The 14,061-nt window shown below is 47.6% G+C and carries 16 protein-coding genes; 1 reads left to right on the forward strand and 15 read right to left on the reverse strand.

From position 1 onward, the window contains the following. Positions 1-50 precede the first annotated feature (50 nt). The 11 genes from tyrS to aroQ form a co-directional block, all read right to left on the reverse strand. Positions 51-1,346: a tyrosine--tRNA ligase gene (gene tyrS, locus T500_RS0101300; protein WP_028906618.1), complete on the reverse strand. Its 1,296-nt coding sequence runs from the start codon at positions 1,344-1,346 to the stop codon at positions 51-53. A 39-nt stretch (positions 1,347-1,385) separates the two neighbouring features. Continuing rightward, positions 1,386-1,616 carry a membrane protein insertion efficiency factor YidD gene (gene yidD / locus T500_RS0101305; protein ID WP_013065440.1) on the reverse strand — a complete coding sequence of 77 codons (231 nt, stop codon included), beginning with the start codon at positions 1,614-1,616 and terminating at the stop codon, positions 1,386-1,388. Beyond that, positions 1,613-2,005, reverse strand: a complete 393-nt coding sequence (gene rnpA, locus T500_RS0101310) for a ribonuclease P protein component (protein WP_028906619.1) — start codon at positions 2,003-2,005, stop codon at positions 1,613-1,615. The genes yidD and rnpA overlap by 4 nt, the downstream gene beginning before the upstream one ends. 6 nt (positions 2,006-2,011) lie before the next feature. Beyond that, positions 2,012-2,761, reverse strand: a complete 750-nt coding sequence (locus T500_RS0101315) for a uroporphyrinogen-III synthase (RefSeq protein ID WP_013063921.1) — start codon at positions 2,759-2,761, stop codon at positions 2,012-2,014. A 7-nt stretch (positions 2,762-2,768) separates the two neighbouring features. Beyond that, a complete protein-coding gene (locus T500_RS0101320; protein WP_028906620.1) occupies positions 2,769-3,785 on the reverse strand; it encodes a DUF4271 domain-containing protein in 1,017 nt (338 codons plus the stop codon). 6 nt (positions 3,786-3,791) lie between these two features. Next, a complete protein-coding gene (gene metK / locus T500_RS0101325; RefSeq protein ID WP_028906621.1) occupies positions 3,792-5,048 on the reverse strand; it encodes a methionine adenosyltransferase in 1,257 nt (418 codons plus the stop codon). Between the two features lie 33 nt (positions 5,049-5,081). Beyond that, positions 5,082-7,895: a M16 family metallopeptidase gene (locus tag T500_RS0101330; RefSeq protein WP_028906622.1), complete on the reverse strand. Its 2,814-nt coding sequence runs from the start codon at positions 7,893-7,895 to the stop codon at positions 5,082-5,084. A 106-nt stretch (positions 7,896-8,001) separates the two neighbouring features. Further along, a complete protein-coding gene (locus tag T500_RS0101335; protein WP_028906623.1) occupies positions 8,002-9,231 on the reverse strand; it encodes an FtsX-like permease family protein in 1,230 nt (409 codons plus the stop codon). A gap of 5 nt (positions 9,232-9,236) precedes the next feature. Further along, entirely contained in the window at positions 9,237-9,572 is a 336-nt protein-coding gene (rbfA, locus tag T500_RS0101340; RefSeq protein ID WP_028906624.1) for a 30S ribosome-binding factor RbfA, read from the reverse strand. A 24-nt stretch (positions 9,573-9,596) separates the two neighbouring features. After that, positions 9,597-10,223, reverse strand: a complete 627-nt coding sequence (locus tag T500_RS0101345) for an O-methyltransferase (RefSeq protein ID WP_028906625.1) — start codon at positions 10,221-10,223, stop codon at positions 9,597-9,599. Further along, positions 10,220-10,636, reverse strand: a complete 417-nt coding sequence (gene aroQ, locus T500_RS0101350; protein ID WP_028906626.1) for a type II 3-dehydroquinate dehydratase — start codon at positions 10,634-10,636, stop codon at positions 10,220-10,222. Before aroQ ends, T500_RS0101345 begins: the two co-directional genes overlap by 4 nt. A 91-nt stretch (positions 10,637-10,727) precedes the next feature. On the opposite strand from aroQ, the gene xerD reads away from it, so the two are divergent. Continuing rightward, on the forward strand, positions 10,728-11,639 hold the full coding sequence (xerD, locus tag T500_RS0101355; protein ID WP_028906627.1) for a site-specific tyrosine recombinase XerD: 912 nt from the start codon (positions 10,728-10,730) through the stop codon (positions 11,637-11,639). Here the strand turns inward: xerD and murI are convergent. Genes murI through T500_RS0101375 form a run of 4 tightly spaced genes read right to left on the reverse strand, consistent with a single transcriptional unit; the run spans position 11,626 to position 14,059 of the window. After that, positions 11,626-12,459: a glutamate racemase gene (murI, locus tag T500_RS0101360; RefSeq protein WP_028906628.1), complete on the reverse strand. Its 834-nt coding sequence runs from the start codon at positions 12,457-12,459 to the stop codon at positions 11,626-11,628. The genes xerD and murI overlap by 14 nt on opposite strands. Continuing rightward, positions 12,446-12,961, reverse strand: a complete 516-nt coding sequence (locus T500_RS0101365; protein WP_028906629.1) for an OmpH family outer membrane protein — start codon at positions 12,959-12,961, stop codon at positions 12,446-12,448. Before T500_RS0101365 ends, murI begins: the two co-directional genes overlap by 14 nt. Before the next feature lie 31 nt (positions 12,962-12,992). Further along, positions 12,993-13,496 (reverse strand): OmpH family outer membrane protein, encoded by a 504-nt coding sequence (locus T500_RS0101370; protein WP_028906630.1) that lies wholly within the window; start codon positions 13,494-13,496, stop codon positions 12,993-12,995. A 47-nt stretch (positions 13,497-13,543) separates the two neighbouring features. Beyond that, positions 13,544-14,059, reverse strand: a complete 516-nt coding sequence (locus T500_RS0101375; protein ID WP_013063167.1) for an OmpH family outer membrane protein — start codon at positions 14,057-14,059, stop codon at positions 13,544-13,546. Between the last annotated feature and the right edge of the window lie 2 nt (positions 14,060-14,061).

A 14,061-nucleotide genomic window follows, 5' to 3' on the forward strand; every position in this document is an offset into this window, starting at 1 on the left:
CTGCAAAGGTACGAAGTTTTTTTCTAAGTACCAAATTTTGCAGCCAAATATTATTTAACGATCAGCAAGTAGTAGTTCTTTTTGCCTTTCTGGGCCAAAAGATACTTGCCATCAATCATATCCTCGGCTGTGATAGCGCGGTTCTGATCGGTAATCTTTTCTTTGTTAAGCGATACACCACCGCCCTGAACCATCTTGCGCATTTCACCCTTTGATGGGAATACAGGTGCAACGGTTGTCAGCAGCTCGATAGCGGGCTGACCAAGCTGGTCTTTAGAAATCTCGAACTGTGGTACGCCGTCGAATACGTCAAGCAGTGTCTGCTCGTCAAGCTTCTCCAGTCCTTCCTTGGTTGACTTACCAAACAGGATGTTTGATGCCTCGATAGCTGTGTCGAGAGCCTCCTTTGAGTGTACCAGTACGGTTACCTCCTCGGCCAGACGCTTCTGCAGAACACGACGACCTGGATCCTGCTTGTGCTCCTCAATCAGGGCATCGATGACGTCCTTTTCGAGTGATGTGAAGATCTTGATGTAACGCTCGGCATCATCGTCACTTACATTCAGCCAGAACTGATAGAACTTATATGGTGTGGTACGAACAGGATCGAGCCAGATGTTACCGCTCTCGGTCTTACCAAACTTCTTACCATCGCTCTTGGTAATCAGTGGACAGGTGAGTGCAAAGGTCTCAACCTCATTGCCCAGAGTACGACGGATAAGCTCAGTACCAGTAGTCATGTTACCCCACTGATCGTTACCACCCAACTGTAATTTTACGCCGTAGTGCTGATAGAGATACAGGAAATCATAACCCTGCAGCAGCTGGTAGGTGAACTCTGTAAATGATAGACCGTCGCGAGCAGTACCGTTCAAGCGCTGCTGTACGCTCTCCTTAGCCATCATATAGTTAACGGTGATGTGCTTACCAACCTCGCGTGCAAAATCAAGGAAGGTAAAGTCTTTCATCCAGTCGTAATTGTTAACCATCAGTGCAGCATTAGGCTCCTTCGACTCGAAGTCGAGGAACTTGGCAACCTGCTTCTTGATGCACTCCTGATTGTGATATAGTGTTTCGTTGTTAAGCAGATTACGCTCCTGGCTCTTACCCGATGGGTCGCCAATCATACCTGTGGCACCACCTACCAGAATAACAGGACGGTGACCGCAACGCTGAAGGTGGCGGAGCATCATGATACCGCACAAGTGTCCGATATGCAGTGAATCGGCTGTAGGGTCGGTACCCAGATAGGCTGTAACCATCTCTTTCTGGAGTAGTTCTTCTGTACCTGGCATCATCTGTGCCAGCATACCGCGCCATTTCAGTTCTTCTACAAAGTTCTTCATTTTTATCTCTAAAATATTATTTCTTTATTCTTTATTTTACTAAGGAACGGGATCGTAACCCGAACCGCCCCATGGGTTGCATCTTAATATGCGCCAGATAGCCAATCCTAAACCCTTGATGGGACCGTGCTTCATGATGGCCTGTTTGGCATACTCGCTACATGTGGGAGTGAATCGGCACGAAGGTCCTAAAAGTGGTGAGATGGCCATTTGGTAAAAGCGGATAGGTAATACCAGCAGCCACGAAATGAGATGTATCAGCCTCTTCATGCTTTATCTTTAGCTATCTGCTTCATGAGACTTATCATCTTCTTCTCAACATCAAGTGTAGGGAAGTGTTTGTCGGTCAGCCAAATGATGGCTATCAATAGCATCTCGCCTTCGTTTACCTTCCCCTCGAGCAGTGATTTGTTCTTGCGGTAGGCTTCACGTACCTGACGTTTCACTCTATTTCTGTCAACCGCATGCTTAAAGCGTTTTTTAGGCACGCTGATGAGCAGTTGCACAGGGGCACATCCCTCATGGTGTTCTGTTTTAAGAAAAACAGCCCTTAGAGGATAAGCAGTCAGCGAGTGACTATTGCCTTTCTCAAAGAGCGTTTCTATCAGCAGGTTGCTGACGATGCGCTCCTCTTTGCTGAAGGTAGGCGCTGTCGTCATCAATTCTTAGTCTTGTATTTCAAACAGGTAGTGCTGCAGAGCACCTGTCATTGATGGATACTTCTCGTTAGGAGCCTCGATATCCAAGCGCAGACCGGCTTCCTTGGCAGCTTTTGCTGTTGCTGGACCAAAAGTGGCGATAGCAATCTTGTCCTGCTTGAAGTTGGGGAAGTTCTTGGTCAGCGACTCGATTCCGGCAGGGCTGAAGAAAATCAGCATGTCGTAGTCGAAGTTCTTAACCTCTTCCTCAGTGAAGTCGTTGCTCACAGTCTTGTACATCACACACTCAGTATGCTGTAGCTTCTTAGAGTCGAGCAGGTTGGCCAGACTGTCGGTATGTACATCGCTCAGTGGAACAAGATACTTCTCGGTCTTATGCTTAACCATGGTAGGAATCAGATCGTCAATACGACCAGTCTCACCAAAGAAGATCTTGCGCTTTCTGTACTGCACATATTTCTGGATGTACAAAGCAATAGTCTCGGTAACACAGAAATACTTCATGTCCTCAGGAATATTGATTCTGAGCTCCTTGGCCATATTGAAGAAATGGTCAATGGCATGACGCGAGGTAAATACGATGGCAGTGTGATCCAGGATGTTCACCTTCTGTGCACGGAAATCTTTAGAGCTGATTGCCTCGACCTTGATGAAAGGACGGAAAACCAGTTCAACACCAAACTTGTTCGCAATATCGAAATATGGCGACTTCTCACTTGTTGGCTTAGGTTGTGAAACCAAAATCTTTTTGAGCATATGTGTCCTAAATATTTATTTTCAAATTCTCAGTTATTACCAGCAATCCGCTCCAGAGCGAAATTAAAGGTATCATTTCGAGGGCACAAAAGTACAAAATATTTTGCAGAAAACCTCCTTTTTGATTAAAAAAGATAACATAAGACTTATAAAATGTGAGAATTTTAGCAAAAATAACGATAGTTGCGGTATAATAGATGGCATTTTGGAGTGAAAACTGGAAATATGCCAATAGTAATACCAATGGGAATAATGCTACCCCTTCGAGTGATGTTATGAGTAGTAATGATCCCTGGAATTGTAAATTTTCTTTCTTTGAAAAGAATACACTGTTCACTATCGAATACAATATCATTCTGCCTAACATATAAATCAGTATGCTCAATCCATATATGAACAGCAGCGTGTATTCGGACGAGAATACAAAGGTGTTAGCCACAAAATGGTTGGTGTAGAAGTAGTAGAGCAGGGCATATAGCAGACAGGTGATAAACAGGAACAGAAACTGGAATTTGATTTCGCTGCCTGTCTCGTCGAGCATCTGGACTGACTTGGATGGTGAGAAGAAATGCTTGGTCTGCTTGATAATAAATCCTGATATGCGCGATAAAGTGAATGTTATCAGCAGGAAGCAGAAAATCAGAATGCCTGTTACAAAACTGTCGTTCTGAATAGTGTAGGGGATAGGGGCGCCCGAAACGCCAATACGCTCTACATTCAGTTCCGGATGATACATCGTGTTGTTCGAGAAGAAGTTCTCGCGGTAATAGTTCGGCAAACTCACTTCCTTCAGGTCGCGAGGTATCTCTTGTCCTGGTAAGTGCAGTGTGTCAGGTCTGCTGCTGTAATGAATCTCTTTGGGTTCAAACCACTCTTGTATAGCCGAGTCCTGTTGGGCAGGCGTAGCATCTTTAGGCAACAACCGCAGCACCTCGTAGGGTGTCTGCGGTTTTGCCGTATGAACTGCCACCGTATCTTCGGGGGCAGATGTTATAGTAGTTAGGATGCTATCGTTCTCCAGCATATCTGATTACAGTCCGAACTCTTTGCGGATATCGTCTACACGGTCCAACTTCTCCCATGTAAACAGTTCAACATCCATCGTTTTTGTTTCGTGATAATGACTGGTGAAAGTCTTCTGTACAACCTCGCACTTACGTCCCATGTGTCCGTAGGCTGCTGTCTCGCTGTACATAGGCTGACGGAGCTTCAGGGTACGCTCGATGGCCTTTGGACGCAGGTCGAAGAGCTTCTCAATTTTCTTGGCAATCTCGCCATCGCTCATCTGTACATTGCTGCGACCGTAGGTGTTTACATAGATGTTCATGGGCTTGGCCACACCGATGGCGTAGCTTATCTGTACCAGCATCTCATCGGCAACACCTGCTGCAACCATGTTCTTGGCAATGTGACGGGCTGCGTAAGCGGCGCTGCGGTCAACCTTTGATGAATCTTTACCCGAGAAGGCTCCACCTCCGTGGGCACCCTTACCACCGTAGGTATCTACAATGATCTTACGGCCTGTCAGACCAGTATCACCGTGAGGACCACCAATCACAAACTTACCTGTTGGGTTTACGTAGTACTTGATGTCGAGTCCGAACAGGTCGAGTACTTTCTGTGAGTGAATCTGCTTCTTCACGCGTGGAATCAGGATGTTGATGACGTCGTCCTTGATCTTGGCCAACATCTTCTCGTCCTCGTCGAACTCGTCGTGCTGGGTTGATACCACGATGGTGTCGATACGCTCAGGGATACCCTCGTCTGAATATTGTACAGTTACCTGACTCTTAGAGTCGGGGCGTAGGTAAGTCATCTCCTTACCCTCCTTACGGATATCTGCCAGGGTACGCATAATGAGGTGTGCCAGATCGAGGCTTACGGGCATGTAGCTTTCAGTCTCGTTGGTGGCGTAACCGAACATCATGCCCTGGTCGCCAGCGCCCTGTTCGTCTTCGTTGCCGTTGTCAACACCGCGGTTGATATCGGCACTCTGCTCGTGGATGGCACTCAGGATTCCGCATGAATCGCCGTCGAATTGATACTCTGCTTTGGTATAGCCAATGCGCTTAATTGTTTTGCGGGCCATAGTCTGCAGGTCGATGTACACATCACTGCGAACCTCACCCATGATTACTACCTGACCTGTAGTGACAAACGACTCGATGGCACAGCGTGCCTTCGGGTCGTAAGCCAGGAATTGGTCAAGTATTGCATCAGATATCTGATCGGCCACCTTATCGGGATGGCCTTCAGATACTGATTCTGACGAAAATAGATAACTCATTCTCTCTTAATTCTAAATACTTAATTCTAAATTTTACTCTGCGGGCAGCATGATCACCTCGGCACGGTTGCCCGACTTCAGAACCTCTTTTACAAGGGCACTGATGCTTTCAGGGGTCTGTGCGTTCACCAGCTTCTCATAGTTGCTGTGGAAGTCGATACCATACTTGCGCCAGCCATTAATGATGCTCAGCCAGTAGCTGTTCTGCTTTACCTGGTCGCCATGGCTCTTCAGCATGTATTCCTTAACCTTCTGCAGTTTCTCTGCATCACAGGTCTTGGCCATAGCTGTCACCTCATCGCGCAGAATCATGATGGCAGTATCAGCCTTCTCTGGCTTCATGGGGCAAACGGCAAGGATCTGAGCAATAGTCTCAAAGTCGTTGCGCTCAATGCCGGCCATTGCCTGTACGGTATAGGCAGCGCTGGCATCTTCGCGAATCTTCTTCAGATATTCCATGCTGAGAATCTGTCCAGCCATGTCAATTTTGATATCGTTCTCTGCTGTCATAGGAATATCTTCAGAGTACCACTGCATAACAGCAAAGGCCTTTGGTGTTTCAGCCTTCTGCTTGAAGTTGTTGATGGCAACACCCTTGAAGAGGGTAGATACTTTCGGACTCTTTACCACTTTTTTCTTGGCAGGCAGTGATGCCAGATAGGTTTCGATGAGTGGACGGATAGTGCTCTCGTCGTAGTTACCAATGATGGTAAAGGTAAAGGCAGCTGCGTTGGCAGTCTGTTCCTTGGCCATCTCGAGGATACGATCGTAGCTCACCTTAGTCAAATCGGCTGTCGTCAGCACCTTGTTACGTGGGTTGTTGCAGGTGAGAGTGGCAGTCAGAGAATCCTGAAGTACTGCCTCGGGCTGCAACAGACGGTTCTTCAGACTTACCTCTGTGGTCTGCATCAGGTTGTCATACGATTTCTGGTCCTTTGCAATGTTGGTGAAATAGAGGTATACCAACTGCAGCATAGTCTCAATATCCTTTGGTGTAGAGCTACCGCTTACATTTTGGCGGTTAGAGCCCAGTGAGATAGATGCACTGGCAATTTTACCGGCAAGGGCTTTCTCGAGCTCGGTGTGTGAGAAGTTGCCCAGACCGCTGGCTTCAATCACATCGTCGAACATCTTGATGTTGGCAAAGTCTTTCTCGCCATAAAGGGCCGAACCTCCAAATCCTTCACCGCGCAGCAATACCTGATCCTTCTTGAAGTCGGTCTGCTTCAGGATAACCTTGGCGCCGTTAGAAAGTGTCAACTCGGTATAGCCAAACTGGTCGTTCTTGGTCTCTTTCTTGATGCTACCCTTCTTAGGCATGGTGGTCATCAATGGCTCATCCTTTACATTGTCGACGTAGGCTTTGATCTGTGCCGAACGGGCGTTGGCAACAGCTTTCTTCATGCTGTCCTCTGTAGGATAAACATTGCCTTCCTTTTCAGTGTTCATGCTGAATACCACCAGGTTGCTGTCGGTGGGCAGGATCAGCTCCTTCATCAGAGCGTTGACAGTCTGCAAAGGCAGCATTGGTATAATCTGTTTCATGGTGGTGTAGATGTAATCAATGCTTGGCATTGGTGTATTGTTCAGGAAGTTCTGAACACACTGATTTACAAACTGTGAGTTGTAACGCTTGTCTTTGTTTGAGTACTGCTTCTCAAGCTGACTGGTATAGTTCTGCTTGAAACGGTTGTACTCTGTAGCTGTGAAACCGAACTCAGCAGCACGACGTGCTTCGGTGAGGGCGGCGGTAACAGCGGCTTCAATCTGTCCGTCCTTAGGACTTAAGTCAATCTCAAATGCATCCATTGTGCTCGAGAGAATGTATCTGCCGTCGGCTGCTCTAGCGCTCAGGAATGGACTCTCGGGCTTCTCGGCATACTCCTTCAAACGGTCGTTCAGCATCAGAATGCATGCATCTTTCAGATAATCGGACAGCATGTAGGTAATTGTGCCCTTCAGTGAGTCGGGGAAAACCTCATGCTTCATCATGATCATCACCTCGTTGGTGCGCTGCTCTTTATCTTTGTCGATAACATAAATTGCTTCGGCATTGTCGGGCACAGGCTCCTTGGTAACGAGCGTGCGGTTCTCTGGCAGTACGATGGGTGAGAACATATCCTTGATCTTCTTCTCAATCTGATCTACATCAACATCACCTACTACGATGATACCCTGATTGTCGGGACGGTACCACTTCTCGTAGTATGACTGCAGGAATGGACGCTCAAAGTTGTCGATAATCTCCATCAGACCGATAGGCATACGATGGCCGTACTTTGAACCTGGATAAAGCTTGGGCAGATCGCGCTCCAGCATGCGCATGAAAGCACTGGTGCGCAGGCGCCACTCCTCATGAATCACACCACGCTCCTTTTCAATCTCTTCCTGCTCCAGCAGCAAGCCGTCGGCCCAGTCGTAGAGAATCAGCAGACAAGAGTCTATGATACCCTCACGTGTGGTGGGGACATTACTGATGTTATATACGGTCTCATCGATTGATGTGTAGGCGTTCAGGTCACCACCAAAGTTGATACCTACGCTCTCACACCAACGAATCAGCTCGTTGCCCTTAAAGTGTTTCGATCCGTTGAAGGCCATGTGCTCAAGGAAGTGAGCCAGACCACGCTGATCGTCGTTCTCCTGAATAGAACCTACCTTCTGAGCAATGTAGAACTCAGCACGGTTCTCAGGCCAGTTGTTGTGACGGATGTAATAGGTTAATCCATTGTCAAGTTTACCGATGCGTACATCGGGATCTACGGGAATAGATGGCATCTGCATCTGTGCCATCATCGCTACTGTGCCGATCAGTGTCAGCAAAATGGTCGATAGAATTTTCTTCATGTCATTTAAGTTTGGTTGTTGCATAATTGTTATCGGGTGCAAAGTTACACCTTTTTTGCTTATTTGTTGCAAATTCTACGTTAAACCTACGTTAAAACTAAATTACCTAGACTAATAATCGCTTAGCAAAGTAGCGAACGGGATACCATACAGAGAGAAAACCTACAATCAGCACCGTACAGAATACCAGGATGATATCCTCGGGATGCACGCTTACGGGGTAGGCGTTAATTACAAATGTGCCGCTCGATGAACCTAAGGCTACAATGCCGTATTGCTGCTGCAACCAGCACAGGGTCAGACCGATGATGATGCCTAAGATAGCACCGATGGCTGAAATCATACGCCCCTCGAACAGGAATATACGAACAATCTGCTTGTCGCTTGCACCGAGGTTGCGCAGCGTTACTACATCGTCTTTCTTGTCGATAATCAGCATCGACAGCGAGCCGATGATGTTAAAGCAGGCCACCATCAGGATGAAGGTCAGGAAGATATAGGCTATCAACTTTTCAATCTTCATAATCTTGAATGTGTCGTCCTGCTGTTCAAAGCGGTCTTTTACTACAAACTTGGTGCCACACAGCTGCTTAATCTGATCTTTTGTTTTGTCGAAGTTGCTGCCTGACTTCAGACGCAGTTCGAGCGACGAGAGCATGCCCTGTTGTCCAAAAATGCGACGAGCGAATGCGATGCTGGTCAGAATGTAGTTCTTGTCATAGCGCGACTGCTTTACGTTGAACAGCACGCCAGGTGAGTAGAGCTCATCTTCCTCGAAAGCCTCGTCAGGATTGGTCATGTCTAACTGACCTTCGCGGCGTGGGGCATAAATGTGGATCGGCTCTTCGTAGGTGTAGCCTGTGCCTAACGTCTCGGCCAGTCGGATGCCTAAGGTGCCGTAGTCCATGTCGGCAGCATGCAGACTAAAATCACCATCGCCAACAAGAATCTCGTTGATGTGGGTAAGCTGGGCAAAGTTGTCATCAACACCTTTGATTACTACCATCGCCTGTCTACCACGATAGATGGCCAGTGCCATATCCTCTACGCTCTCAGTAGCAACCTCAATCTCGGGCAACTGTCTTATTTCTGTCAGAATCGGGTCGTCGGCAGCTACGGTCTTTCCTTCGGCAGGTACCACTTTCAGCTGCGGGTCGAAACTTGTAAAGAATGTTGCTACCAGATCGTGGAATCCATTAAACACTGATAGTGTGACCACCAGCGCCATTGTAGCTACGGCCACACCAATCACAGAGATACCACTGATGACGTTGATGGCATGAGTGGATTTCTTTGAGAACAGGTACCTGCGGGCAATAAAGAAAGGAAAGTTCACCTTTTTTACTTTTTCAAAAGTTCGTCGATGTGCTCAATATAGTCGAGCGAGTCGTCGATAAAGAATCGCAGCTCAGGGATAATACGCATCTGGTTTCTTACGCGAGTGCCTAACTCGTAGCGTATCTGTTTGGTATTGGCATTGATGTTGGCCAATATCTCTTCGCCCTTTTCGCTGGGGAATACACTCAGATAGGCGGTGCAGATACTCAGGTCGGGTGAAATCTTTGTACGTGTAACAGATATCATCACGCCATGGGTGGCACGCGTTTGCTGCTGGAATATCAGCGAGAGCTCCTTTTGTAGCAATCTCGCAATCTTGTTTTGTCTTGTCTCTTGCATCTCTTAAATCTTGCTTCTAAATTGTTATTTCTTTCTTATCAATGTAAGTCCGTCTCTTAGTGGCAGTATCACCTGCTCTACACGAGTGTCGCGGGCTATATAGTCGTTAAATGTCTCAATGCCCTTTGTTTGTCGGTCATTATCGTAGGCATGGTCTATCACGTGACCGTCCCAAAGTGTGTTGTCGGCCAGTATAAAACCGCCAGGCTTCAGTATGCTCATCACCATCTCGTAACAGTCGCGATAGGTGCGTTTGTCGCCGTCCATAAAAGCCATATCAAAAGCGATGCCTAACTTAGGGGCTTCTTGTAACGCATCGCCGATGATGAACTCTATCTTATCGCCCACACTCGAACCTTCTATCCATGGGCGGGTAAAATCCTCCATTTCGTCGTTAATCTCAAAGGTATATAGGCGTCCGCCTTCTTCCAGCCCCTCTGCCATCGATATAGCGCTGTAGCCGCTAAAGGTGCCTATCTCTAAGATGTTCTGGGGGCGAATCATCTTCACCAGCATCTTGAGCAGCCGACCTTGTAGGTGTCCACTCGCCATACGTCCGTGAATGGTGTGTATGTGGGTGGCGCGCCATAGTCGGTACAGGTAGTCAGGCTCTGGCTCCGTGTGTTGCAGGATATACTCGTCGAGCGTCATCCCTTCAGAGCTTCTATGGCCAAACGGTACGAATCAAGACCGAAACCGAGAATCACACCTTTGCAGGCGCATGAGATCATCGACTTATGACGGAACTCCTCGCGCTGGTGCACATTCGAGATATGAACCTCGATCACAGGTGCTTTGAGTGAACGGATACAGTCCTGCAGAGCGATAGAGGTGTGGGTGTAAGCGCCAGCATTCAGCACAATGCCGTCGTAGTTAAAGCCAACCTCTTGCATCTTGTTAATCAGCTCACCCTCTACGTTGCTCTGATAATACTCGATGTCGATGTCAGCAAAGCGCTTACGCAACTCAGGCAGGTATGCGTCGAACGACGACGAACCATAGATGCCTGGCTCTCTCTGGCCCAACAAGTTCAGGTTCGGACCATTGATAATCAGAATCTTCATTTTTGTAACTTTGTATTAATACGGCTGCAAAGTTACAAATATTTTTCTATATATTAGAAAAAAATACTAACTTTGCACCAAATTTGTGCAAATGATTGACCAAAAGGGCATTGTAAAGGCTTATGTGCGCTATTTAAAGCTGCAACGTAACATGTCGGGTAATACGCTCGATGCCTATCAGCGTGACCTGCGTAAACTGCTCGACTATCTAGATCATGAGAAGATTGCTATAAGCGATGTGACGTTAGCCGACTTGGAATATTTCTCGGCCAGTTTGCATGATATCGGCATCCATCCCCGTTCGCAATGTCGCATTCTGAGTGGCATCCGTAGCTTTTTTAAGTTTGTGCAGTTGGATGGCTATCGTGATGATGATCCTACCGAATTGTTGGAGTCGCCACAGATTGGCGACCATCTGCCCGAGGTACTCACAACGCAGGAGGTAGACCGTCTCGAAGAAAGTATCGATGTTTCCAAATGGGAGGGACATCGCAATCGTGCAATCATTGAGGTGCTCTTTTCGTGTGGCTTACGTGTCAGTGAGTTGGTTAACCTCAAACTTTCCGACCTTTATCTCGACGAAGAGTATGTGCGTGTGCTGGGTAAAGGCTCTAAGGAACGTTTGGTACCTATCTCGCCCAAAGCCATTCAGGAGTTGGGTTACTGGTTTGATGATCGTAACCTGATGAAGATAAAGCCTGGCGAGGAAGACTATGTGTTCCTGAATCGTCGAGGCTCCCACCTCACTCGTACCATGATTCTCATCATGATCAAAGCCCAGGCCAAGGAAGCCGGCATCCAAAAGACCATTTCTCCCCACACCCTGCGCCACTCCTTTGCCACCGCATTGCTCGAAGGCGGCGCCGACCTTCGCTTTATTCAAGCCCTCTTAGGTCACGAAGACATTGGTACTACAGAAATCTATACCCACATAGATACTTCAACTCTAAGACAAGAAATCTTAGAGCATCATCCGCGAAATAAGAAAATTAACCTAAAGTGATGTTATCTACCTCTACGGGTTCGTGGAGGAAAATTTGGGCTTGTTCCTTGAACTTGTTGGGGTTCTCGGTAGTGAGGTAGTGAACACCTGCACCTTTAGAACATTTGGCTTCGATATTTGGATGACGCTCCATATAGCTCTTCAGGCTCTCGGCCACGTATTCGCCTTGGGGTACAACGCGTACTCCTGCGGGCAGATACTTCAGAATCTTAGGCATCAATAAGGGATAATGGGTGCAGCCTAAGATGATGGTATCGATGTCGGGATCCTTACGCATGATTTCGTCGATACGCTTCTTGACGAAGTAGTCGGCACCTGGTGAGTCGGCCTCGTTATACTCTACCAAGGGCACCCAGAATGGACATGCCACGCCTGATACCTTGATGTCAGGAAAAAGCTTGTGAATTTCAAGGTCGTAGCTCTCACTCTTGATGGTTCCTTCGGTGGCTAGTACGCCAACATGTTTGGAAGTGGTAAGATCGCCAATCACCTCGGCTGTAGGACGGATGATACCCAACACGCGACGTTCGGGATCAATCTTTGGCAGATCGTTCTGCTGGATGGTGCGTAGTGCCTTGGCTGAGGCTGTGTTACAACCTAAGATCACCAGGTGGCAACCCATCTCGAACAATTTTACTACGGCTTGGCGTGTAAACTCATAAACCACGTCGAACGAACGTGGTCCATAAGGCGCACGGGCATTGTCGCCCAAATAAAGATAATCGTATTCGGGGAGCAGTTGACGGATACCATGCAGGATGGTGAGTCCGCCGTAACCACTGTCAAAAATACCAATTGGTCCTGGATTACTTGAGAGCATCCTTCACTATTTCGTTGATATCTTCGCCCAGAGCGGGATTGATGAATGGGCAGGCATCGCTGTCGGTATTGATAATGAGTGCCAAACCACGTTGCTGGGCAATGGCGCTAAGCGTCTCGTTAAGACGAGTCTTGAGGGCATTCATTGCCTCTTTCTCAGCGGCTTCAAGCTCCTTTGTGCTCTTGTTCTTAAACAAGATGTTCTGCTGCATCAGCTCCTGAAGTTCTGATTGGCGCTTCTGCAGAATGCTTTTAGGGAAGTCGCGCTGACCATCAAGAAATTCCTCGTACTTCCTGTTGAATTCGTCTTCTACACGCTTGGCCTCTGCCTGATACTTGGCTTTGAGGTCGGCCATCTGCTGCTGAACCAGCGAATAGTCGTTCATCGACTGGATGGCAGCCTGATAGCTCAGGTAGCCAAACTTGATGGATGATGTGGCGTCGCCCTGTGCAAATGCGTTGAGCGATACGAATGCCACAAGAAGTACGAGGAATCGTTTCATGATGTTATAATTTGGTAGTTATACTTTCGAATTACTTCAAACCTAACTTTGTCTTAACCTGAGCAGTTACATCGGTAGAGAGGGTAGTGCTGATGTAAGGCAGCGAGTTGTTCTCCATGATGTAAACATACTGACCAGCCTGACCTACGGCCTTGATAGCATCAAGAATCTTGGTCTGAATAGCCTGCATCTTCTCAGCCGAAGCCTTCTGCAAAGCCTGCTGGTTGTCCTGGTAGCTCTGCTGAATCTTGGTGTACATATCCTGCAGTTCCTGCTGACGGCGCTGCTTGATGTTCTCGGGCAGTGAAGCCTGCTCCTTCTCGAAAGCCTCACCCTTCTTCTGCAGTTCGTCCTGCATGCTCTTCAGGTCAGCCTCATACTGGTCCTGCAGTGCCTTAATCTCGTTCTGAGCCTTAGTAAACTCAGGCATGGCCTGCATAATCTCCTGGGTGTTCACATGGCCGAACTTACCCTGTGCATTGGCGGTAGTGAAACCGCAGATAGCGCAAAGTGCGCAGATAATCAATTTTTTCATATTACTTATTGTTTTTAATTATTATTTTTTCAATTATCAATTCTCAATTAGTTAGCGTATCCCAACTTACGAAGCACCTCTGATGAGATGTCGATCTTGGGCGAACTGAAGATGATACCAGCATCGCTGGCACGATCGAGTACCAACTGATAGCCTCGCAGTTCTGCTATATCTTTAATCACGTTGTAAACCTCTTCCTGTATGGGGTTCATCAAGGCGGTACGCTTCTTAAACAGCTCGCCCTCTGGACCGAAGTAGTGCTTCTTCAGCTCGGCAGCCTGCTTCTCCTTGTCAACGATAGCGTCCTGCTTGGCTTTCTTCTGCTCCTTCGAGAGGAACACCACCTCGTTCTGGTAGTTCTTATAAAGTGTCTGGGCTTCGGCATTCAAAGCGTCAACCTCAGCCTGCCACTGCTTTGATACCTGACCTAACTGCTCGTTGGCACGCTCGTAGGCTGGGATGTTCTTCAGGATGTACTCCATGTCGATCACTGCCACCTTCTGGGCGTTGATACTTGTGAAACCACAGATTGCGCAGATTGCGCAGATAATCAATTTCTTCATAG

The sequence above is a fragment of the Xylanibacter ruminicola Ga6B6 genome (assembly GCF_000687715.1).
Lineage (GTDB): Bacteria > Bacteroidota > Bacteroidia > Bacteroidales > Bacteroidaceae > Prevotella > Prevotella ruminicola_B.